We start from the raw sequence: 23,065 nt of genomic DNA, 5'->3' as shown, positions 1-23,065 counted from the left end.
GACCGTTACCGAAACGTCATGGAAACGTCACAAAACTAGAAGTTATCCATGGTTAAAGCCGTTTGCCGATCTTCCCGGCTTCGACTATAGAAGTCCGGTCATTTTCTCTCAGACGGAAAAACACCCGGCGGTCGCGCCGGCCACAGGAACAAGGATCGCCGATGAAACGACGACACCCGACCCCATTTGGCGCGTCGTTCTCTCTCCTTGCCGTCCTCGTTTTTTCCTTTTTTCTTATCCCCGCTTTTCCCGCTCTTGCATCCGCAGGGCAGGATCTGGTCGTCGCGCGAGGCATCGTGCCGATGACGCGGCCCGAACAGACACCCGCTACCTATCCGAACCGGCCGCTCCATTTCATCGATCCGCTCGACGTGACAAAGGCGCGGATGACGTCCGGTTTTGGATGGCGCACACATCCGGTGCTGAAGGACAAGCGCTTCCACAAGGGCGTCGACTATGCGGCGCCGAAGGGCACACCTGTCTATGCGACCGAAGACGGCATAATCGGCATGGCAGGGTGGCGCGGCAATTACGGCAAGCTTGTTACCGTCCGCCATTCAGAGAATGTCGAAACCTATTATGCGCATCTCTCGGGTTTTGCGCCGGGCATTCGCCCCGGCACGGGCGTCCGCAAGGGTGAGGTGATCGGCTATGTGGGCCGGACGGGTCTTGCGACCGGCAATCACCTCTACTACGAAGTTGCCATCAACGATGAGCGCATCAATCCGTTGGCTGACGATCTCAATGCGCAGGTCAATGTGCTTGCCGGTGCTGTCCGCCGCCCCAGCGACAAGCAGCTCGCGCAGGGTCAGGATGAAGGCCTGAGCGCCGCGCGCTAGACATCGCCGGACTTCAAGATTCAAGACAAGCAATCGCCGGTCAGGCGTCCGCGCAGGCATGTGCGAGGAAGCGGCGCGCCGCCGACCCCTCCGGCATGTCCCGACGAAAAAGGAATTTCGTTTCCTTTACGAGCTCAGCGTCTTCCAGCGGCAGGGCGACAAGTGTTCCCGCTGCCACCTCATCCGTCACCGACGCGGCCATGACCAGCGATATGCCGAGTCCGGCGCGAACGGCACGCTTGACGGCTTCCGTATTGCCGAAGCCGTCTATGGTGGTTAGCTGCGAGACCAGTCCGCCGAGCTGCCGGCGGAGAAGTGTCCCGGTTCCGGTGCCGCGCTCACCGCCAAGCATCCTCTCTCCAACCAGTTCACAGGCACTTACGCTTTCTCGCGAGGCCCAGGGATGGGAGGGGGCGACGATAAGCACGAGCCTTTCGTGCACCCAGTCATGAGCTTCGAAATCCGGTGAAGGCTGCCAGCACTCGACAAGGGCAAGGTCGGCGGCACCCTGCCTCAAGCGCTCAAAGACGGAAGGATTGTCACCGATCCACAGATCGACTTCAGCGCCTTCCCGGCTGCGGAAACGCGAGAGCGGCGCCTGAAGAAGATAGGTGCCGATATTGCTGGATGCGGCAAGACGCAAGGGACCGCCTGCCACAACCGCATAGGCACGTTCCGCCGTCGATACGAGCGCCTTTGCCAGAGGCAGGAAGGCCGCGCCCTCCGGTGTCGGCTGTACGGAACCACGCCTGCGCACGATGAGCGCGGCGCCGAGTTCCGCTTCGAGCTGGCCGACATGATCGAGAATGGTGGAGGGCGCGATGCCGACGATGCGAGAGGCGGCCCGAAAACCGCCTGCATCGATCACGGCCAGAAATGTCCGAGCGTGCAGGAGGTTAAGCATCTTCGATAACTTCCCGGGAAACAGGCGCATTGACCGCGTGGGCCGGGGGACGTCCGGCGATCGCATCGACGATGCTCCGGGCAGCGGAAAGCTCAATGTCGCGGCGGACATGAGTAACGGCGGAACCGATATGCGGCGTGAGAATGGTGCGCGCCTTGTCTGCGAGAAGGCGTGGATCAATATCTTTCGGACGGTCATCGCGCGCCCAGTCTTCGCATTCGAAAACATCGGCGGCGTAACCGGCGATATGGCCCGTCGAAAGCGCGTCGGCAATGGCGGCCTCATCGACCAGTGATCCGCGCGCGGGGTTCACGATGCGCACACCCGGTTTCATGCGTGCAATCGCGGAGCGGTCGATAATGTGCTGCGTTTCCGAGGTCAGGGGCAAGGCAAGGACGAGCCAGTCTGCCTCCGCCATGACGCGATCCGTCTCCGCGAACTGGATGTGCGGGAAAGCCGCGTCCGAGCGGAGTTCGGCGTCGGCGGCAAGAACCCGGCAACGGAAGGGATGGAGCCGCTCGGCGATTGCCTGACCGACCAGACCAAATCCCAGAATGCCCACGGTTGCCCCATCGAGCCCCGCGCCATAAAGCGCGGGACGCCAACCCGAAAACCCGTCACCTCTGATCGCGGCATCGCCGGTCAGAATATTGCGGCCCAGCGAAAGGATCAGACCGATGGCGAGTTCCGCGGTGGGAACAGTCAAAAGATCGGGGACGATGGTGACGGTGATGCCTGCACGCGCGCAGGCATCGACGTCGATATTGTCGTATCCCTTGAGTGCGGCGCCGACGATGCGAAGCTCGGGACAGGCGGCGATAAAATCCTCGCCGATGCTGTCGGTCATGAAAGCCATGAGGCCGAAGGCGTCCCGGCAATGCTCCAGAAGCTTGCCGGCGGGCCAGGGTTCATCCGTCTCGTTGACGACAACCCGCGCATGAGCTTCGAGAAGTGCCCGCGTCTCGGGAAAGACACGGCTGGTCACGACAATCTTTTTCTTCTCCATTCGTTTCTTCTCTTCTTCTTATTTCAGCGCCTTGCGCAAGCGCGCGCCGAGTGCGTCGACAACGACGACACAGGCAAGGATCGAGAGCAGGATCGCGGAGACCTGGTCATAGGCGATGAGGCGCAAGGCGGCCATGAGCTCGAAACCGATACCGCCCGCGCCGACGATGCCGAGGACGGCCGAGGCGCGGAAGTGATACTCCCAGCGATAGAGCGTGATATCTGCGAGCTGCGGGAAGACCTGCGGCAACACAGAATGCGTAATGACCTGCAGGGGCGTTGCGCCCGCCGCGCGGGCGGCCTCCAGCGGTTTCGGATCAACATGCTCGATCGCTTCCGCATAGAACTTGCCGACCATGCCGACGGAGTGGAGAGCGAGGGCGAGAACACCCGGCAATGCACCGAAGCCGACAGCGGCGACGAAGATGACGCCGAGAATGATCTCCGGAACCGAACGCAGAAAAGCGAGGAGTGTGCGCGTGATCTGGCAGAGAAAGACATTTGGCGATGTGTTGGGCGCGGCGAGGATCGCGAGCGGCAGCGAAATGACGACGGCGAGGGCGGTGCCGGCAATCGACATGGCGAGCGTATCAAGCAGCGGCCTCAGCCATTGCTGCCAGCGCGAAAAATCGGGCGGCACCATTTCGGTCGCGAGCTGACCAAGGGCGGGAAGCCCGTCGGCGAAGCGACGGCCGTCGAAAAAGCCCGTGATCCAGAGAGCGGCGATACAGACAAGGAAGACCGTGGCGGCGAGCGCCGCGTGGCGAAAGCCACCGCGACGCTCTTCGGCCAGGATCGTCGCATAGGTTTGCGACTGGCTCATCTCAGTTCATCTTTGCGAGTTCGAGGTTGAGCATCTGCGCGGTGTCGCGAAGCACGTCATACGCAGCGTCATTTGTTTCAGCAAAGCCTTCGACGCGGAAAGACTGGAGGATTTCCGGGTCTTTGATATCGAGAAAGGCTTTGCGGATTTTTTCCTTCAACTCAGGTGCGAGATAGCCTTGCATGGTCAGCGGGTAGTTGGGGATAGGATCGCTGAGGCCGATCTGGAGAAGTTTGCTGTCATCGATCGTGCCGCGCTCGACCAATGTGCGGTAGATCTGTTCGGAGAGGGCGCCTGCGGGGATCTGCCCGTTCTGAACGGCGCGCGCCACGCCATCATGCGTGCCGAGATGCACGACCTTGTAGTCGGTGCCGCCCACAAGACCATTTTTCACAAGATGCGCGCGCGGCGCGAGATGACTGGAGGTGGAAGCCTGATCGCCAAAGCCGAAAGCCTTTCCCTTGACGTCGGAGAGGGACTTCACCGGCCCGTCCGCCGTCGCGATCAGGATCGAGTTGTAGGTGGGCTTACCCTTCTCGACACCGACGGCGAAAGCCTCGATTTCGGGCGCCTTCGACTTTGCCAGTACATAGGAGAAGCCGCCGAAATATCCGATCTCGATGCGGCCGAAGCGCATGGCCTCGATCATCGAGGAATAGTCGGTCGTGACCACGATCTCGATTTTCTTGCCGAGGGTATCGGCGAGGTAGTCCTTCAGCGGTTGAGCATTCTGGATCAGCGTTGCCGCGTTCTCATCGGGCAGCAGCGCGACGCGCAGCGTATCCGGGTTCGGCTCCTGCGCCGAAGCGGCGAAGGGCGAGAAGAGGGCCGCCGCCGCGAAAGCGGAGGCGATCAGGGTTCTGCGATTCAAAGAGAAAGTCATCGACTTGTCCTCAGGCAATTTTGGCCATCTTCGGGCGAGCAGGCGTCTGCTCGGGCTGAAGGGGACCGGGGTGGACGGTGGGGGTGGAAGCGGAGCCGTAAATCGTATCGAGCGTGGCGGCATCGAGTTCGGCGGCCGTGCCGTCGAAAACGATACGGCCGCCCGCGAGGCCATAAATCCGGTCGCCATAGCGGCGCGCGAGCTCGACCTGGTGGAGGCTGACGATGGCGGTGATGCCATCTTCGCGGCAGATGCGATGGAGGAGGGCGAGCACCTTGTCCGCCGTGGCGGGGTCGAGGGAGGCGACGGGTTCGTCGGCGAGAATGGCAAGCGGCTGCTGGGCGAGGGCGCGGGCGATGCCCACACGCTGCTGCTGGCCGCCGGAGAGCTGATCCGCCCGGTGAAGCGCACGGTCGGCAAGGCCGACGCGGTCCAGCGCCTCAAGCGCGAGGAGGCGATCCGCCTCCGGCAGGGGAAACAGGGAACGAAGGGTTCCATGAAAGGAGAGGCGCCCCATCAGCACGTTCTGGAGGGCGGTGAGGCGGCCGATCAGATGATGCTGCTGAAAGATCATGCCGGTGCGCTGCCGGTGGGCGCGAAGGGCGGCGGAACCGGCGAGGATGTTGCCTGCCTCCGAGCGCACGGTGCCGGAGGAGGGGCGGACAAGACCGTTCAGGCAGCGAAGCAAGGTGGACTTGCCCGCGCCGGAAGGACCGAGCAGAACAACGAACTGCCCCTTGCCGAAGCCCGCGCTCGCCTTTTCCAGCGCGGTGACACGATTGGCATAGCGCACGGTTACATTGTCGAGATCGAGCATCGAAGCCCCCAGAAGATGAACGGCAGAACCGAACGAAAAGCGGTTTTGATCGATAAAGCCGGTCTATCAGGGGTGGATGACGCGGAAACGACAGCTTCACGTAAGTTTTGAGACAGTTGCGGGCGAAGGCCGGGCGAAGGCGAAATCTGCCCCCGGGGCCCCGCTCAGGCCCCATGACGGCCTGCGGCGGCTCGTGCTACCAAAGGGGTATGAGCGAGACAGAGATTCCCCAGAGCGACCGGCTTGGCGACTATCCGCATCCGCGCGAAGTGGCCGGCTTTCAAGGGCAGGCAGAAGCTGAGCGCGCGCTGTTCGACGCCTTCATGAGCGGGCGGATGCAGCACGCCTGGCTGCTGACAGGCCCCAAGGGGATCGGCAAGGCGACGCTTGCCTATCGCATGGCGCGGTTCGTTCTCCATTACGGGACGCCGGAGAAGGCGCGCGCGGCGGGCGCAAGCGACCTCTCCGTGCCCATCGACAGCACCGCCTTCAACCAGATTGCGGCGGGGAGCCACCCTAACCTCATCACCGTTCGCCGCCCCTGGGACGAGAAGGCGAAGAAGCTCAAGACGGTGATCACCGTGGACGAGGTGCGGCGCATTGCGCATTTCTTCGAGCTAACGACCACGGAACGCGGAGCGTGGCGTGTGGTCGTGATCGACAGCGCCGACGAGATGAACACCAATGCGGCCAATGCCCTTCTGAAAGCACTTGAAGAACCGCCGCCAAACGGGCTGTTCCTGGTGCTTTCCCATCAGCCGGGGCGGCTGCTGCCGACGATACGTTCGCGCTGCCGGACGCTGCGCATGACGCCGCTGGGGACGGAAGATATTGCGGCGATGATTGCGGATGCCGAACGCGAAGCGGAAGCGCGCGAGGGCGAGAGCCGCAAGAAGACGACGGCGACGCCGGACAGCGAGCGGCTGCAGCTCGCGCATCTTTCCGAGGGCAGCGTGGGGCGGGCGCTCTCGATTGCGGGAAGCGGGGGGCTCGCGCTCTACCGGGAACTCGCATCGCTGCTGGTGCAGCTGCCGCGGCCGGACATTGCCGCGCTCCATGCCTTTGCCGACAAGGCGGGCAAGCGCGGCGCGGACGATACCTATGAGACGATGATCGAACTTCTCACGCACTGGCTGCAAAGGCTTGTCAGGGCGGGGGCGGGGCTCGATCCCGGCCCCGATATCGTCGAGGGCGAAGGGGCCGCGATGCGGCGGCTTGCAGCCGGGGGCAGCCTTGATCGGTGGGTCGAGGTATGGGAGAAGATCAGCCAAACGACCGCTCGCGGCGAGGCGCTCAACACGGATCGCAAGCTCGTGATTCTGAACGTCTTTTCCATGCTGGAAGCGGTTGCGAGCGAACGCGCCGGCGCGTGAAGCCGGCGTTCTTTTTTCTGAATCGGATGCTGGAATGCCGGGCCAAAAAGCCTTCTATGTGACGACCCCGATCTATTACGTGAACGACGTGCCGCATATCGGCCACGCCTATACGACGCTTGCCTGCGATGTGCTGGCGCGTTTCAAGCGGCTCGACGGCTATGACGTGATGTTCCTGACGGGAACGGACGAGCACGGCCAGAAGGTGGAGAAGGCGGCGGCCGCGGCGGGCGTTACCCCACAGGAATTCACGGATCGCGTCTCGCAGAACTTCCGCGACCTCTGCGAGCACATGAACTATTCGAACAACGCCTTCATCCGCACGACCGAACCGCGCCACGCGCAAGCCTGTCAGGACCTCTGGAAGAAGCTCGAAGAGAGCGGGAATATCTATCTCGGTTCCTATTCGGGCTGGTATGCGGTGCGCGACGAAGCCTTCTATGGCGAGGACGAACTGACACCCGGTCCAAACGGCAAGAAAATCGCGCCGACGGGCGCCGAAGTCGAATGGGTGGAGGAACCGTCCTATTTCTTCAGGCTGTCGGCCTGGGCCGAGCCGCTGCTCGAATTCTACGAGAGCCATCCCGATTTCATCGCCCCGCAAGCGCGGCGGAACGAGGTGGTGAGCTTCGTGAAGGGCGGGCTGCACGACCTCTCGATCAGCCGGACGACCTTCGACTGGGGCGTGTCCGTGCCCGGGGACGAAAAACATGTGATGTATGTGTGGCTCGACGCGCTGACCAACTACATGACGGCTGTGGGCTATCCCGATACGGGCGTGGATGCCTACAAGCGCTACTGGCCGGCCGACCTGCACATGATCGGCAAGGACATCCTGCGGTTCCACGCCGTTTACTGGCCGGCCTTCCTGCTGGCGGCGGGCCTTGAAACGCCCAAGCGCATCTTCGCGCATGGCTGGTGGACGGTCGAAGGGCAGAAGATGTCTAAATCTCTCGGCAATGTGGTCGCGCCCGATCATCTGGTCTCGACCTACGGGCTCGACGCCTCGCGCTATTTCCTGCTGCGCGAAGTGCCGTTCGGCAATGATGGCGATTTCTCGCACAAGGCGATCGTGCACCGGACGAATGGCGACCTTGCGAACGATCTCGGCAATCTGGCGCAGCGCTCGCTCTCCATGATCGCGAAAAACTGCGGCGGCGCCGTGCCGGAACATGGCGAGTTCACCGAGGCGGACAAGGTGCTGCTCGGCGCGGCGCACGGGCTGCTGGAGCGGGTGCGGACGGAATTCGACGCGCAGATGTTCCACAAGGGGCTGGAGGCGATCTGGTCGGTTTGCGGCGACGCCAACCGCTATATCGACGAGCAGGCGCCCTGGACGCTGAAGAAGACCGACCCGGCGCGGATGGCGACCGTGCTTTATGTGCTGGCCGAGACGATCCGGCATATCGCGATCCTCGTGCAGCCGGTGGTGCCGGCATCGGCGGCGAAGATGCTCGACCAGCTTGCGCTGGGGGAAGATGCGCGCGGCTTCGAGACGCTCGGCCCGGACCATGCGCTGACACCCGGCACACCGCTGCCCGCGCCGCAGGGCGTGTTCCCGCGCTTCATGGAGCCGGAGGCCGCCACGTCATGACGCTGCCGGTGCTCGTGGACAGCCATTGCCATCTCGATTTCCCGGACTTCGGACCGGAGGTCGATGATGTGGTGGCGCGCGCGCATGCGGCGGGCGTCGGCCTGATGGTGACGATCTCGACCAAGGTGAGCGAGTTCGACAAGGTGAAGGCGGTGGCGGAGCGCTTCAGCCACGTGTTCTGCACGGTCGGCATTCATCCGCATGAGGCCGAAAGCGAGCCGGAGATCGACACGGAGAAGCTGGTGGAGCTGGCGCGGCATCCCAAGGTCGTCGGCATCGGCGAGACGGGGCTCGACTACTACTACGAGCATGCCCCGCGCGAGGCGCAGCAGCGCAACTTCCGGGCGCATATCGCGGCGGCGCGCGAAACCGGCCTGCCGCTGATCGTGCATACGCGCGACGCAGACGAGGACATGGCGCGGATACTGGATGAGGAAATAGGGAAGGGCGCCTTTCCGGGGCTCTTGCATTGCTTCAGCTCAAGCCCGCAACTTGCTGAAAAGGCTCTGGAACTCGGCCTCTATATTTCGCTATCGGGGATCGTGACCTTCAAGAATGCGGTGGAACTGCGCGAGACGGCGGCGAAAGTGCCGATGGAGCGGCTGCTGGTAGAGACGGATGCGCCTTATCTCGCGCCGGTGCCGAAACGCGGCAAGCGCAACGAGCCGAGCTTCGTCGTCCACACGGCAGCCAAGGTCGCCGAGATCAAGGGTGTGCCCGCGGAAGAGCTGGCCGAGACCACGACGGCGAATTTCCTTCGGCTCTTCAGCCGCGTTCCGCCGGAGGCTGTGCTCCGGGCATGAAGCTGCGCGCAACGATCCTCGGCTGCGGTTCGTCCGGCGGCGTACCACGGCCCGGCATTGGCGGCCCGTTCTGGGGAGCCTGCGACCCGCAGGAGCCGAAGAACCGGCGGCGGCGCTGCTCGCTGCTGATCGAGCAATGGGACAAGAACCCGGAGGAAAAGACCGTCGTTCTGGTCGATACGTCGCCCGATATGCGCGACCAGCTCATCGACGCGAAGATCGGCTGGGTCGATGCGGTGCTGTTCACCCATGACCATGCCGACCAGTGCCACGGGATCGACGACCTGCGGATGCTCGCAATCAACAAGCGCCAGCGCGTGGACTGCTGGATGGATGCTGCCACGCATGACACGCTGATAACGCGCTTCGGCTATTGCTTCCGGGAGAAGCCCGGCTCGGGATATCCGGCGATCCTGAACAACCACATGATCGAAAAGCCGGGGCAGGTGATCCGCGTCGAGGGGCCGGGCGGCACCATCAAGGCCACGGCCTTCGATCAGGATCACGGCAATATCCGTTCGCTGGGATTTCGCTTCGGGCCTGTCGCCTATTCGGCGGATGCGGTTGGTATTCCAGATGAGAGTTTTGCGCTACTCGACGGAATCGATTGCTGGATTGTCGATGCGCTGCGCTATGCGCCACATCCGACACATGCCCATGTGGAGATGGCGCTGGAGTGGCTGAAGCGGGCGAGGGTGAGGGACGGTGTGCTGACCAATATGCATGTCGACCTCGACTACGCCACGTTGGCGGCCGAGCTGCCGGAGGGCGTGCGGCCCGCCTTCGACGGGATGCAGGTTGAATTCAGCTTCTGACCCCGCCCGATCTCCTTACCTAATCTCCAGACAAGAAAACGGCGCGGAAGCCGAGACTTCCGCGCCGCGCTTAAAGCATCAGTCGAAGGGCTGACTTACTCGACCGGCTCTTCGCTGATCACCGTGCCCGCTTCCTCATCGAAGAGGATGGTCACGCTGTCGCCTTCGGCGTTCGTGCCGGTGTAATAGGCCTGACCTTCGGCGGCGGCGTCACCCTGGGCGTCGATCGGCTCCACATCGTTGTAGCCAAGGTTCTCAAGCTGGGCCACCGCATCGGCACCCGCGTTCAGCTCCACCGCACCTTCCGTCTGCATGTCGCCGGCGGGCGCCTGGTCGATGGTGCCTTCCATCTGGACATCGCCCGCAGGGGCCGTATCGATGCCGCTTTCCGCGAGAGCGGGACCAGCCATCAGGGCGAGGCCGGCAGCACCGGCGAGAAGCGTATTCTTGAACTTGGTCATAGCAATTCCTCCTGTCTGCGATCCGCGCGCCCTTGGTGAAGCGCGCCTTGCCTAATCAACAACGCAAAGGCCAGCAGGTTCACCCGGTCACGAAATTACCTCGCACAAGGCAAGAACAAGGCATAACGCCTGCAAATTGCAGGCATGAAAATGGGCGCGCCGGGGAGGGCGCGCCCTGAGTTTTCATAGGCCGCATTACGGCTTGGAAGGCGTGTCGACCTTGCGCAGGTTTGTTTCACGCACGACTTCGCCCGTCGCCTTGTCCATCACGATCTCGACTGGCTGGCCCATTCCGTCCGCGGCATGGAAGGCCATCTGATCGTCCTTCGTCACGCCCGCGACCTGCTCGATATTCGAATAACCCTTGTCTTCAAGCCAGGCGACGGGATCCGCGATGTTGGCGCGCTGGCCAATGACCGTCGTCGTCGTCACCGTTGTGGTGGTAACGGCGCCCGTTGCCGGATCGTAATAGGTACCCGCCGGAGCGGTATCGGTTACCACAGTGGTCTGGGCCATCGCGCTCAGGGGAGCGAACAGCAAGGCCGCACCAGCGGCACCAATGAGGAGCTTGTTTCCGGTCTTCGTCATCTCTGACCTCCATTATCGTTCATGATCATCAGTCGCGGACTTATGACAAAAACGCCCCGGACCGGATTTTGTTCAAAAGAAAGACAGTCGTGCGCAAAAGAAAAGCGTGGAACACAATGTGTTCCACGCCAGACTTCACCTGATTTCTCAGGTTATTCAGTTTCCAGAAGGGCGATTACATCTTGCCTTCTTCGGCGGGCTGCTCGCTCACGACCGCGCCGGTGCGTGCATCGACGAGGACGTTCACTTCTTCGCCTTCGGCGTTGGTCGCCTTGAATGCCGTTTCGCCGCTTGTCTGCGTTTCGGCTTCAACCGGCTCTATCTGCGTGTACCCCATTTCCGTCAGCTTCGACGCCGGATCGACTTCGGCGGCGGGCAGCCCGGGCGCGGCTTCGTTCGTGGTTTCAAGAGCACTCCCGGCGTCTGCTTCGACGTCAGCAGCGGCGTTTTCAGCCATAGCCTTCGTTTCGGAGACGGTGTTGCCGCGAAGGGCGGCGCCATCGCCAATCGAAGCGCCCGTGGAGGCATCCGTCTCGGAGCTCACGGCACCTTTGCCTTCGCCCTGAATACCGGAGCCAGCCCCCTGGGCTGCTTCCGAGGCTTCATCGGCCGCCGCATCGCCAGCCGACTTGACCTTGCCGGTCATGTCTTCGGCGGCATCGCGGGACGCAGCGGCAGCGCCTTCGACGCTTTCTTCGATTTCAGCCGCGCTGGGGCCTTCCGCCGCGCCGGACACGGAAGTGCCGCCCTTGGCGCCCGTGGAGAGGTCCGAGCCTTCAACCGCAGCATCGGCATTCACGCTGCTTCCAACAGACGCGCCGTCAGCGCCGGCGTCGATATCCGTGGCGGCGCCAGCGGAACCGCCGAGCGACTTGCCGCCAGCATTGCCTGTGGCGTCAACAGCGCCGGAGGTCGTTCCAGACACGGCGCCGGACGCACCACCAAGCACATCGGCGGCGAGAACGGGCGTGGCCACAAGGGCGAGGCTCGCCGTACCGGCAAGCAGGATCTTTTTGAAATTCGTCATTCTATCTGTCCTCCAGACTTCGACGCCCCAGCGCCCATTGCCCGATAGAACAAACAAGCCGGCTTTCCGTTCAGAAGTTCTTTGAATTACCCGATGTGTGGCGAGAATGGACAAAGATAAATCCGGCTTACGGAATGTCTCCGCAATCACGGAACCTCATGTCTTCGCGGTATTTTCTTCAGGCGTATTCGGGAAGGAACATGGTTTTACGCGAGAGTCCCGGCGCTTGTTTTACCCGGCACAGGAAAAGCGGACCCGATGCCTGGAACCTCTCTGGCTGTATTTAGGCGGATATAATTAGCCATAATATATATTATCGGCAAAACGCTTGACAGAAAATAATGCAGAATCAAGAGCTGTAGGATCGCATAGAACCTGAATCTGGTTGCACAGAAAGAGAATCTGGAGAACTCCAGTTTTTACTAATGGCTGCGGGTACTTACGCTGCCCTCTTGCCGGAAAATCTGGGTCTATAGGACGAGGTTCCTGCACAGGGTGTCACCTTTAAGGAATGTATTCCCGTGCAGCCTGTGGTCATCAACGTACCGCAAAACCTGGTGCGTTTTTCCAATTTCCGCGCCGTTTTTCCGAAAGCGCTCGGTTCTTATTACTCCCGCCTACGCCACCCAACTCGCGGATAGCGCCTCGGCCTGACGAAGAACGGTTTGCACGGCCGCATCCTGCATGTCCGGTGGATAGCCGTGCTTGCGAAGTATGCGCTTCACGAGGACCCGCATCCGCGCCCGCGCGCTTTCGCGGTGCGACCAGTCCACCGTCACATTGCCCTGGAGGCTCTCCAGCAACTCGTGGGCGATCAGCTTGAGAGCATCATTTCCCATAGCTTCGACGGCACTCTCGTTCTCCGCGAGAGCGTCATAGAAGGCAATTTCGTCTTGGGTGAGCCCCTCCTCCGCGCCGCGCTGCCTCGCGGCCCGGACGTCCTTCGCCAGCTCGATCAGCTCCTGCATCACCTCGACGGTGCTGATGGCGTTGGTGTGATAGCGGGCAATTGCGGTCTCCAGACGCTCCGAAAAGCGTTTGGTCTCGACGACATTCGTCTTGCTGCGGGAGCGGATCTCGTCATTAAGGAGCTTGCGCAGGGCTTCGAGTGCGAGGTTCTTCTTTTCGAGCTGCTGAACCTCGGCGAGGAATTCGTCCGACAGGATCGAGATGTCGGGCGTCGTAATGCCGGCGGCGGCGAGGATGTCCACGATCTCGGTGGAGACGACCGCACGGTCGAGGATCTGCTGGATGGCGAATTCGCGATCAGCACCGGAAAGACCCGTCGTATCGGCGGACTTCACCAGTGCGACCCGCACGGTCTGGAAGAACCCGACCTCGTCGCGAAGCGACCGCGCCTCGTCGCTGCCCGAGGCGAGCGCGAAAGCCTTGGAGAGTGCCAGCACGGCGTCCTGATAACGGCGGTTCTCCCGCCGCTTGCCATCCTCGGTCGTTTCGCGCGCGGCAGCCTCGTGCTGCTTTCCGAGAATCCAGTCGACCGCTCCGGCAAGAACGGCAAGCCGCTCATGGCCCGTTCCGGCAAGACCGCTCGCATAGTCGAAGCCGTGATACATGGCTTTCACGACATCGAACTTCTCGATCAGCGCAGCGACGGCCTCGGCCTCGTCGACCCCGGCCTGGCGCTGATCGTCCGCCGAATACTGGCTGAGCGCGCTTTTCAGGTTCTGTGCGATGCCGATGTAGTCGACGACGAGCCCGGCCGGCTTGTCGCGGAAGACGCGGTTGACGCGGGCGATCGCCTGCATCAGCCCGTGGCCGCGCATCGGCTTGTCGACATACATGGTGTGCATCGATGGTGCGTCGAAACCGGTGAGCCACATGTCGCGGACGATGACGAGCTTCAGCGGATCGCCGGGGTTCTTCGCGCGCTTGGCAAGAAGATCACGGCGCGACTTGGTGCCGATATGCGGCTGCCAGTCCTGCGGATCGGAGGCCGACCCCGTCATCACGACTTTGACCGTGCCTTCGGCATCGTCGTCGCTGTGCCATTCGGGCCGCAGTTCGACGATCTTCCGGTAAAGCGCAACGCAAATGCGCCGGCTCATGCAGACGATCATGGCCTTGCCGTCCATGGCACCCACACGTTCCTCGAAATGACGAACGAGGTCCTCCGCCACCATGGACAGCCGCTTGTCGGAGCCGACCAGCGCCTCGACGGTCGCCCATCGCTGCTTGATCTTCTCCTGCTCTGTGACGGCCTCGTCCTCGGTCAGTTCCGCTATCTCGGCATCGATCCGCGGCTTCTCATCCTCCGGCAGTTCGATGCGCGCGAGGCGGCTCTCGTAGTAGATCGGAACGGTGGCGCCATCCTCGACCGCTCGGCTGATGTCGTAGATGTCGATATAGTCGCCGAAGACGGCCGGCGTGTTCACATCGTCCTGCTCGATGGGCGTTCCGGTGAAGCCGATGAAGGAGGCATTGGGCAGCGCATCGCGCAGATACTTCGCGAAGCCATAGGCCATGTCGCCGGTCTTGCGCTCGATGCGCGCGCGAAAGCCATACTGGCTGCGATGCGCCTCGTCGGCGATGACGACGATGTTGCGCCGTGCGGACAGGACCGGATAATCCGCCTCCCCGGTCAGCGGCGAGAATTTCTGGATGGTGGTGAAGATCACGCCGCCCGAGGCGCGACTGAGCGCGGCCTGCAAATCCTCGCGGCTCTCGGCCTGGACCGGCCTCTGGCGAATGAGGTCGCGGCACATGGAGAAAGTCGCGAAGAGCTGGTCGTCGAGATCGTTGCGGTCGGTGATGACGACGATGGTCGGATTCTCGAGTTCGGGATGGCGCACAAGCTGCCCGGCATAGAAGGCCATCAGAAGGCTCTTGCCCGACCCTTGCGTATGCCAGATGACGCCGATGCGCTTGTCGCCCTTCTGATAGGACCCGACGCCCGGCAGGCCGAATGTGGCCGGGTCCTCAGCAAGGCCCGGCGCCCTCGCCTCACCCTCCTTGTTGAGCGCGAGCGCGCGCAGCGTCGAGGCGACCGCGCGCTTCACCGCATGGAATTGGTGATAGCCCGCGATAATCTTGGCAAGGTCCGATCCCGTTTCGCCGAAGACCGTGAAGTCGCGCAGGAGGTCGAGCAGACGGCGAGGCTCGAAGATGCCTTCGATCAGCACCTGGAGTTCGGGCTCACCCTTTGCCGCGACGACCTCGCCATCTGTCGTACGCCAGGGCATGAGGCGTTCGCGGGAGGCGGTGAGGGAACCGACGCGCGCCGTCAGCCCGTCCGAAATGACGAGAACGGCGTTGGTGCGGAAGAGCGAGGGGATCTGCGTCTTGTAGGTCTGAAGCTGGTTATGCGCGCCGGTGAGCGTGGCGCTCTCGCCGCCCGGCGCCTTCAGTTCGATGACGCCCAATGGCAATCCGTTTACGAAGACGACAATGTCTGGCCGGCGGTTGACACTGCCCTCCACCACCGTGAACTGGCCGGTCGCCAGAAAGTCGTTCGTAGACGGATCGTCGAAATCGATGAGGCGCACCTTGTCGCCGCGGATCGTTCCGTCCTCGCCGTAGAACTCGACATCGACGCCCTCCACCATCTGCTTGTGGAGACGCCGGTTTTCCTCGACGAGGGAAGGCTTTTCGGTGGCGACGAGTTTGCGCAGCGCGTCGCTGCGCGCCTCGGCGGGAATGGCGGGGTTGAGCCTCTCGATGGCGGCGGTGAGACGCTTCAGCAACAGCACATCGGCATAGGCTTCGCGCTCGGGCGCGTTGCCGTCGGGGCCGATGTCGGCCTCGAAGGCGACCGCATAGCCGAGCGAGCGCAACTGCCCGAGCAGCAGGTCTTCAACCTCTGCTTCGGAGATGAAGGCCATCAGGCGACCTCTTCGATAATGGCCTCGGCATCCTTCACGCGGATTTCCCCGGACATGAGTTTTGGGAGGAGGAGATCGCGAATGGCGGCGAGAGTCCGAGATTCGAAGTCATTGGCGACGATACGGTTCAAAAGTGGGCTGACGCACGAATCCGCCTGCCGAATTAACTCCAGTGGAGGAACAACAGATGGCAGCGAAGCGACCATCTTGGTAGTCAAACTGCCTCTCGAACTGTTGCTATCGGAAATTTGACGAAACTGATCATACCTTCTGTTGACATCCAGAAAGAGCAGGGCGTCGGTAGTGACAAGCTTGTCTGCTTTCAGCGCGATAATCGACTGATTTATATACATGTCACGGGCAAGAAATGCCGTCTGACCGCGCGTATTTCCCTGTCCAGCGCTTGCTATGACAGCACTTCCCTTCGTTGCCAACCTTGTCGAGGAGTTATCTACCCCCGCTTGCGTGATAGAACGCTCTGTTTTCGTTACAACTAGGTTTCTCGTTTCGCCGGACGACAACCATGGAACGTCACCACCCCAAAATTCAGCAACTGTGGTGGACGGAGTGCCGCCGCTGAAGATCGCAGAACAGCACTGACCCAGCGGCACAATTTTCCAGCCCGCCGGCTTGTGCTCGCCATTGAGGCGCTCGGGGAAGAGAGACCAGAGGTCTGGCGCGAGGTAGGGCGCGCGGCCTTCCATCTTCGCGCGGGTCGGACCGAAATCGACGAACCAGTCTTCGAAAATTGCCCGCGCCATCGCCTCCAGCGTCTCGTTCATCTGCCGGCTCAACTCGATCTTGTCGTCGAGTGCACCGAGAAGTTCGCACATTCGCGTTAAATCGGCCTGAGGCGGTAGCGGTATAGGGTAATTTGCCAGAACCCGTGCAGACAGATTTGGCTGGGCAGAACCATTGTCAAACGTTCTTGCCAAGCGTTGGCCGACCGAGCTTGATAAGTAATGATAAATAAAGCTTTGCAAGTAGGGATTGCCAGATCGAATGATGATCAACGATGAGGCGATGGCTCCCTCGGCAAATTCATTTCTAGCGACCTTTCCGATGGTCGATCCTCGTAAGCAGTAGACAATATCTCCCCTACAGACCTTACCTGAGCCAAGCTTTTCGAACGTCTCGCGTGCGATGTATTCCATGCGATCACGGTTTAGGCGCCCGTTTGAATCAATGTGCCCGGTGTTAATGAAAGGAACTCCAGAGCAGACACGATCTGTAGGCGAAGGGTAGTTCTTTCCGCGATCGCCGTTTATGAAGCGAGCTAACTGCCCGAGCTTTGCCCACCGCCAGCCTTCAGGAAGTTCAGCATTGAAGGAGCGGAGATCATCAATCAAACGCCTATCCTCCTGAGCTTCGTTGTAATCGCAGCACTTAGCTTCTCGGATTCTACAAACTGTGCAGCCAATCTATCTTGCAAGACAGCAAACCGCTCCTCGAACGGCACGTCGTCTTCTTCCACCTCCGCCGCGCCGACATAGCGCCCCGGCGTCAGCACATGGCCGTGCTCTCTGATCTCCTCCAGCGTCGCCGACTTGCAGAAGCCCGGCACATCCTCATAAGCCCCTGCCCGCGCCTCGCCGCGCCAGGCATGATAGGTGCGGGTGATCCTTTCGATGTCCTCGTCGGAGAATTCCTTCCGTGTACGGTCCACCATATGGCCGAGCTTGCGCGCATCGATGAAAAGGACTTCGTTGCGGCGGTCGCGCAGCTTTTCGTCGCGGGCGATGCCGTTGGAGCGGTCCCGGGCGAGGAACCAGAGGCAGACGGGAATCTGCGTCGAATAGAAGAGCTGGCCGGGCAGCGCCACCATGCAATCGACGACGCCGGGCTTGCCCTCCACACCCTCGATCAGCGCGCGGCGGATCTCGCCCTCGCCGCTCTGCGTCGACGACATGGAGCCGTTGGCGAGCACCACGCCGGCCGTGCCGGATGGTGACAGATGATGAACGATGTGCTGCACCCAGGCGAAGTTCGCATTGCCCGACGGCGGCACCCCGTATTTCCAGCGCACATCATCAAGCAGGCGGTCGCCGCCCCAGTCCGAAATGTTGAAGGGGGGATTGGCGAGGATGTAGTCGGCGCGGAGGTCGCGCAGTTCGTCCTTGTGGAAGCTGCCCTCGCTGTTCCAGCGGATGTCCGCATCTATACCGCGCACCGCGAGGTTCATCTTGCAGAGCCGCCAGGTCGTGTAGTTGGACTCCTGCCCATAGACAGCGATGTCCCCTGTCCGGCCCTCATGCTCCTCGGCGAATTTCTCCGACTGAACGAACATGCCGCCCGAGCCGCAGCAGGGATCGTAGACGCGGCCCTTGTAGGGCTCCAGCATCTCGACCATGGTGCGCACGACGGAGCGCGGCGTGTAGAACTCGCCGCCGCGCTTTCCTTCCGAGCCCGCGAACTGGCCGAGGAAATATTCATAGACGCGGCCGAGGACGTCGCGCGACTGGCCCCTCTCCTGCCCCAGAGCTATCCCTGAGATGAGGTCGATCAGTTCGCCCAGCATGACGGCGTTGAGCGCGGGGCGCGCATATTCCTTCGGGAGAACGCCCTTCAGGCTTTCGTTGCGCTTTTCGATGGCGATCATCGCCTCGTCGATCAGCTTGCCGATGCCGGACTGCTTCGCATTCGCCTGGAGATGCGACCAGCGCGCCTCCTTCGGCACCCAGAAGATGTTGTCGGCGGCATAGGCATCCGGGTCTTCGGCATCCTCCGGATAGTCGGCCAGCAGCTCGGCGCGCTTCGCCTCGAAACTGTCCGAGATGTGCTTGAGGAAGATCAGGCCGAGCGCGACATGCTTGTAGTCGGAGGGCTCCATGTTGCCGCGCAGCTTGTCGGCCGCCTTGAAGAGCTCCGCCTCGAACCCAAGATCGCCCTTGTTTCCCTTCGATTCCTTCGCTGTACCGGGCTTTTTCGCCTTCGCCCCGCGCTTTTTCGGCTGCCCGCTGGACATGCTTCCTCTTTCCGCTTGTCGAATGGAGAACGGCCCGGCTGGCCGCCAGGCGACCATCCCCCTCCCCCCGAATCCGAGACTTTAGCGGATGATACGGCAAGTCTGAACAAGCAAAAGCCCGTGTGGCGGGCACTGGCTTTGACGAGGGATTTGGACGGGATGTGAGGGAGGATCCGAAGGCCGGTGGCAACCCTCTGGATGGCCACTTGCGCCAGAAGCCGCCGTCCGGGCGACGTGACCCGAGTCATGCGGATGTGCGGCCCTCGGCGTGTTTAGTCTCTTCACTGATCGTGGGCACCATCGAGAAGTGATCCGTGTATAAGAAGGCGGGCATACGTTCGAGAACAAGTTGCGTCCAGCTATAGCCCTTGGATCGCATTCCGCCGACGATATTCGGATAATTGTCGAAGAGGATATCATTGTAAGTGGGCTTAAAGCTGTGGATGAGAAGCGCCTCGATCTCTCGGGTCAAAGCCTCGTCGCCAAGTTGGACGTGAGGTGTGGCCATGAAGCGATCGCAAGAGTCGTTCTCGACATCTAACGAAAAGACGATCGGGTCGGGACCGGCCATGGGATGGTCCGCGCCACCGCCGATCATGGGCATATCGTCCAGCCCAGTCATCTGCAAGGTAATGAGAGAAATCTCGAATGGCGCGCGTGTCTCGGGTGCTCGCCCGATCTCGCGCTCGCGGGTCAAGATGCGCTGCATCTTCGAGTGCCCAGTGAGCCTGTTCCAGACCTTCTGTGAGAAGTTCTTTCCAATGTAGTGAACCTTGAAGTCCAGGAAGGTGAGCGGATCGGATCCCTCCGCGATCTCAACCTCGAGATTTTTCACCAGCATCTCGTAAAGGAGCTTCTGCGGGCTCCACCAAAGTATGAAATCGCCATTCTTGCGATAGAGCTTGAATGCACCGACGTTGCGGAGTGGTTGCTCACGGTTGGGTTTGTCGGAGTGAAAGCCGATCTCGATATTGACCGTCTCATCGATCTGGCAGATTTCGTTGGCGACCAGGTTTATACGGCATGGCAGCGGTGGCTTGTCGGCATCAGCGATCTCGAACTGGATGTGGCTGTCGTCGATCACTACGTTGTCGAAGTAAGTGAGCGGACGCTGCACGATGAGATAAATCGTCGAGGCGTCCCATCGCTCGCGGATGATCTTCTCCTCCCGGAGAAAATCAAACTCGAAAGCCGAAACGATTGGATAGTTAGTGCTCGCGAAGACGCGTGCGAACCGCAATGCGGGGACCTTTTCATCGAACTGGCTGTTGGTTTCGATCATGGTCGGACAATAGCAAACACAGACTGCGCTGTCGCAGTATCCTGCTACAAGGTGAAATGACGTGCAAACCTTCGCTCTCAATAAAAATGCCGCTTCATCGCGCAAAAAGGAGTAGGAGGAAGGTTCCAATCGCGGTCACGGACAGTGTCAGGCTGAGCTTTTCCTGAAGCTCAGCTTTTTGGAGAAATCAGCAAGCGCGTTTGTGATCGATTTGATGCTCAGAACTGCAATTCAGAATTGAAGTGACGGCATTATCTTTGGGTTAAGGACGGCCCCAGATCTTTTCCCGGCTACGAACTTTTGAATCATCGGTATGCTGAATAATAAGATTCGGAACCTATGGACCAACTACCCAAGAATAATGGCCCGATACTAAATGCACAGTTTAGATTCGCGGATCATTTCCTGGGTACAGGCGGAGGAAAATCTCAACTTCGATCCGCAGTCGGAACTGCAGACAGAGGACGAAATCTTCTGCGGAAGCAAACGCATTAAGTCGGAGATAACAAACGAAAATTTAGCGCGAGCAGTACGTCCAAAGCGGCGACACGCTCACGATCGACGTGTAGCCCAACTCATACGAATGAATCGGTGAGTCAACGCCCAGCTGACACCTATCCGTATCAACTCTCGCAGGGATGCGAGCATTTATAGAGCGTCCGATTGTCAGCTTTCATCTTTGTCTGAGACAAAGAAAACCACGTCCTGACTCAGACTAGCAAAAGCGAGATATGCATGTCGCGGTTAGTTAGAACGGACTGGGCGCGCTTGGCGGCAAGTGCCAAATAGACGCTCGCGAACATGCGAACGCTCTTCGTCCAATTCATTCCGTTCCTGGCTGCTAAACGTCACGGTAAAGCTCCGATCCACAGTGATCGAACTATTAGCAGTAAAGTGAGACTCGGTTCTCGGACCATAGACGCGCGCCGCCTTTTCACGAAAGCTCACCTTCGACGAATCTTTGGAATTGTGATCGGTCATTAGCTCACTCCGAACTTGATAGCAGCTTGAAGTACCGCGCTCCGCCTCACGATAAATTCCTTAACAGCAAAATCATTATAATCGGCTTCGATATCCTCGTCACTATCAAAGCAGAAAACCCCTAAGGGAAGACTTCTAGGCTCGGTTTGGCCTTTTTCCCATTCACCTTCATTTTCAAAAATAGGAACGCAAATTGCTCCTTTCAAGGTCCGCCGAACCATCGCTCTTTCATATTTCCTCATGTATTCAAAGGCTTGGGGATCTGTGAAATCTTGGAAGACTAATCCCTTGGTCCGGTAAGCCTCGGCAGCCCCGTTGCTTCGGTCATCTAAAACCAGCCGGTCGTCCGCGTCCTCCTCCATATTAACCGCATATTTGACCCGGAGAGTGCGTCGTCCCACGAGTTGGATTAGATTGCCCCTATAGTGCAGCAGAGGCTTCTGGCCAATCGAGATTCGTCTTTTGTTAATTTTGGCTTTGATGTCCTCGACGATCGTCTTGAGTTCCTTTTGCACGAGATCGGGCTTGCTAAGGATTATCCCTGCACTCAGCCCATCCGTAGCGTCTTTTCTCCCGGCTCTGTAGGCATCGTTAAAATCTGACCAAGGTTTGTCGAAGTCCAACATTCCAAAGGTAGTTTCAAGTTTGACCATTTCCAGATCTTCAACGAACTGTTCGCTCACCATCTGACTCCCAGATAACGCAGTGCGAACGACCTGTCCGAAAAAATCGAGGAAGGCTGCAAATTCGCTCTTCGGCTTCTCATCGAGAGTTTTTTCGATGAGCGAGAAACCCACAATGGGAATAGGCGGATCTGCGGGCCAATCCCGCTCCCAAGCGAGCTTCTCTTCTGAAAACACCCAAATCGGCAGGTTTGAGACCAATCCACCGTCCAGATAAGGGCCTTCCTCGGTTTTCGATCTCATCGTTACTGGCTTGAAGACGATAGGGATGGCGATCGAGGCAACAACGGCGTCTGCAACCTCTACGTCAGGCGTCAGCGTATTGTCGAAGATCGTCAGCCCGCCTGTCCGCATATTTGTCGCCACGATCTTAAGCGGAAGTACATCCCCAGGGAACTTTGTATAATCAAGATCACGAAAGGTAATCCGCTCCGGAATTTTGTAATCCGCACCATGGGAGCTGTACGCGCCGTACAGCTCCTCCAACTTTCGGCGCAAGACAAGATTCACGAAGTCACGAATCTCATCAGTAGAAAAATAGCCACGATAGCGGAAAATGCCCCAGACGACGCGCCAACAGCGGCGGTCAAAAAGCCGTAAAAGCCAAAATCCCTCCCGACAACGCTTGAAGCACCGCCATTCCGTATGGCCAAAAAGATCGATGGGAGCCTTCCCAAAACGTCGCAGAATGTTGTTTTCCGGTACGTCGGGATCAAAAATCTCATCTGCTCTAAAGCCGGCAGCAATCATAGTCGCCACTACGGCGCCGGCAGAGGAACCGGCGACAGCAGCGAAGGCGAATTCATTTTCTTCCACTGCTTTCATCGCGCCAACATGCGCAATGCCTTTTGCGCCGCCACCTTGAAAAATAGCGAATATCGGTCGATCTGCCATGGTCTTACCCTAACGTGACACCTGGGTTTTGAGTTGAATTGATTACACAACAGTCAATAGTTCAGTAAAAAATGATAGATGAGCGCCGTGACAAAGCGAGAAGCTACATTAAATCTTCGTACGTGAAACAGTGACATGAAACAGGATCGGAAAAAATTGAGGCGGCGCCATCACAAAATTCCGGCACCGATCAGAAGAGCGGCAACCAAATAGTAGCGATCATACAAAACCCCGGATTCTGATCACTACGCACCAATGCGGTTGAGAGGATGCTTACGCCTAGCTCTATCGTTGATTTCTGATTGAAGGCCGACTGCAAACGATGGGTGCAGATAGTATGACCGCTTCGCGCCGATATTGTTGATTTAATAGCTGCGAGATCGAGAGTTCGTCCGTGGGGCGATGATTTCGGGTCTGCTGTCCCGCGTCCCGATCCAGATGGTCTTTATGACGGCGTGCCGGGTACCCGGCAGCGGCAGCTTCATGCCG

Annotated in this window: 18 protein-coding genes; 5 read left to right on the top strand and 13 right to left on the bottom strand. The window is 60.1% G+C overall.

Annotation, left to right across the window (positions count from 1 at the left end; all coding sequences use genetic code 11):
* Nucleotides 1-161 precede the first annotated feature (161 nt).
* Entirely contained in the window at nucleotides 162-839 is a 678-nt protein-coding gene (locus ABJO61_RS04815; protein ID WP_348323051.1) for a M23 family metallopeptidase, read from the top strand.
* Between the two features lie 40 nt (nucleotides 840-879).
* On the opposite strand, the gene ABJO61_RS04810 is transcribed toward ABJO61_RS04815, so the two are convergent.
* From ABJO61_RS04810 to phnC, 5 genes are read right to left on the bottom strand one after another with little or no spacing between them, the layout of a single operon-like run.
* The gene (locus ABJO61_RS04810; RefSeq protein WP_348323050.1) at nucleotides 880-1,743 is read right to left on the bottom strand and encodes a LysR substrate-binding domain-containing protein; all 864 of its coding nucleotides are present in this window, start codon (nucleotides 1,741-1,743) and stop codon (nucleotides 880-882) included.
* Nucleotides 1,736-2,749 (bottom strand): NAD(P)-dependent oxidoreductase, encoded by a 1,014-nt coding sequence (locus tag ABJO61_RS04805; RefSeq protein WP_348323049.1) that lies wholly within the window; start codon nucleotides 2,747-2,749, stop codon nucleotides 1,736-1,738. Before ABJO61_RS04805 ends, ABJO61_RS04810 begins: the two co-directional genes overlap by 8 nt.
* An 18-nt stretch (nucleotides 2,750-2,767) precedes the next feature.
* The gene (gene phnE, locus ABJO61_RS04800) at nucleotides 2,768-3,571 is read right to left on the bottom strand and encodes a phosphonate ABC transporter, permease protein PhnE (protein ID WP_348323048.1); all 804 of its coding nucleotides are present in this window, start codon (nucleotides 3,569-3,571) and stop codon (nucleotides 2,768-2,770) included.
* 1 nt (nucleotide 3,572) lies between these two features.
* A complete protein-coding gene (gene phnD / locus ABJO61_RS04795) occupies nucleotides 3,573-4,454 on the bottom strand; it encodes a phosphate/phosphite/phosphonate ABC transporter substrate-binding protein (protein ID WP_348323047.1) in 882 nt (293 codons plus the stop codon).
* A gap of 10 nt (nucleotides 4,455-4,464) precedes the next feature.
* Nucleotides 4,465-5,271 carry a phosphonate ABC transporter ATP-binding protein gene (gene phnC / locus ABJO61_RS04790; RefSeq protein ID WP_348323046.1) on the bottom strand — a complete coding sequence of 269 codons (807 nt, stop codon included), beginning with the start codon at nucleotides 5,269-5,271 and terminating at the stop codon, nucleotides 4,465-4,467.
* Between the two features lie 209 nt (nucleotides 5,272-5,480).
* Here phnC and ABJO61_RS04785 point away from each other — a divergent pair, with 209 nt between their 5' ends.
* From ABJO61_RS04785 to ABJO61_RS04770, 4 genes are read left to right on the top strand one after another with little or no spacing between them, the layout of a single operon-like run.
* Nucleotides 5,481-6,644 (top strand): DNA polymerase III subunit delta', encoded by a 1,164-nt coding sequence (locus tag ABJO61_RS04785; RefSeq protein WP_348323045.1) that lies wholly within the window; start codon nucleotides 5,481-5,483, stop codon nucleotides 6,642-6,644.
* Nucleotides 6,619-8,238, top strand: coding sequence for a methionine--tRNA ligase (gene metG, locus ABJO61_RS04780; protein ID WP_348323044.1), 1,620 nt, complete (start codon nucleotides 6,619-6,621; stop codon nucleotides 8,236-8,238). The genes ABJO61_RS04785 and metG overlap by 26 nt, the downstream gene beginning before the upstream one ends.
* Nucleotides 8,235-9,041 (top strand): TatD family hydrolase, encoded by an 807-nt coding sequence (locus ABJO61_RS04775; protein ID WP_348323043.1) that lies wholly within the window; start codon nucleotides 8,235-8,237, stop codon nucleotides 9,039-9,041. Before metG ends, ABJO61_RS04775 begins: the two co-directional genes overlap by 4 nt.
* The gene (locus ABJO61_RS04770; RefSeq protein WP_348323042.1) at nucleotides 9,038-9,856 is read left to right on the top strand and encodes an MBL fold metallo-hydrolase; all 819 of its coding nucleotides are present in this window, start codon (nucleotides 9,038-9,040) and stop codon (nucleotides 9,854-9,856) included. Before ABJO61_RS04775 ends, ABJO61_RS04770 begins: the two co-directional genes overlap by 4 nt.
* A gap of 95 nt (nucleotides 9,857-9,951) precedes the next feature.
* Here ABJO61_RS04770 and ABJO61_RS04765 read toward each other — a convergent pair whose 3' ends face one another.
* The 8 genes from ABJO61_RS04765 to ABJO61_RS04730 all read right to left on the bottom strand — a co-directional run bounded on the left by ABJO61_RS04765 (nucleotide 9,952) and on the right by ABJO61_RS04730 (nucleotide 22,576).
* Nucleotides 9,952-10,317: a hypothetical protein gene (locus ABJO61_RS04765; RefSeq protein WP_348323041.1), complete on the bottom strand. Its 366-nt coding sequence runs from the start codon at nucleotides 10,315-10,317 to the stop codon at nucleotides 9,952-9,954.
* Between the two features lie 195 nt (nucleotides 10,318-10,512).
* Nucleotides 10,513-10,905 carry a hypothetical protein gene (locus ABJO61_RS04760; protein WP_348323040.1) on the bottom strand — a complete coding sequence of 131 codons (393 nt, stop codon included), beginning with the start codon at nucleotides 10,903-10,905 and terminating at the stop codon, nucleotides 10,513-10,515.
* A gap of 175 nt (nucleotides 10,906-11,080) precedes the next feature.
* Complete coding sequence (locus tag ABJO61_RS04755; protein ID WP_348323039.1) at nucleotides 11,081-11,932, bottom strand: hypothetical protein; 852 nt, start codon at nucleotides 11,930-11,932, stop codon at nucleotides 11,081-11,083.
* A gap of 617 nt (nucleotides 11,933-12,549) precedes the next feature.
* Nucleotides 12,550-15,771 (bottom strand): type I restriction endonuclease subunit R, encoded by a 3,222-nt coding sequence (locus tag ABJO61_RS04750; RefSeq protein WP_348323038.1) that lies wholly within the window; start codon nucleotides 15,769-15,771, stop codon nucleotides 12,550-12,552.
* Nucleotides 15,771-17,120 carry a restriction endonuclease subunit S gene (locus ABJO61_RS04745; RefSeq protein ID WP_348323037.1) on the bottom strand — a complete coding sequence of 450 codons (1,350 nt, stop codon included), beginning with the start codon at nucleotides 17,118-17,120 and terminating at the stop codon, nucleotides 15,771-15,773. Before ABJO61_RS04745 ends, ABJO61_RS04750 begins: the two co-directional genes overlap by 1 nt.
* Entirely contained in the window at nucleotides 17,117-18,736 is a 1,620-nt protein-coding gene (locus ABJO61_RS04740; RefSeq protein ID WP_348323036.1) for a class I SAM-dependent DNA methyltransferase, read from the bottom strand. Before ABJO61_RS04740 ends, ABJO61_RS04745 begins: the two co-directional genes overlap by 4 nt.
* Nucleotides 18,737-18,980: 244 nt before the next feature.
* On the bottom strand, nucleotides 18,981-20,018 hold the full coding sequence (locus ABJO61_RS04735) for a hypothetical protein (protein ID WP_348323035.1): 1,038 nt from the start codon (nucleotides 20,016-20,018) through the stop codon (nucleotides 18,981-18,983).
* A 980-nt stretch (nucleotides 20,019-20,998) separates the two neighbouring features.
* Nucleotides 20,999-22,576: a patatin-like phospholipase family protein gene (locus tag ABJO61_RS04730; protein WP_348323034.1), complete on the bottom strand. Its 1,578-nt coding sequence runs from the start codon at nucleotides 22,574-22,576 to the stop codon at nucleotides 20,999-21,001.
* Between the last annotated feature and the right edge of the window lie 489 nt (nucleotides 22,577-23,065).

Origin of the sequence: Parvibaculum sp. (assembly GCF_039973015.1) — a bacterium.
GTDB lineage: Bacteria > Pseudomonadota > Alphaproteobacteria > Parvibaculales > Parvibaculaceae > Parvibaculum.
This window is presented reverse-complemented; position numbering and strand designations above follow the sequence as displayed.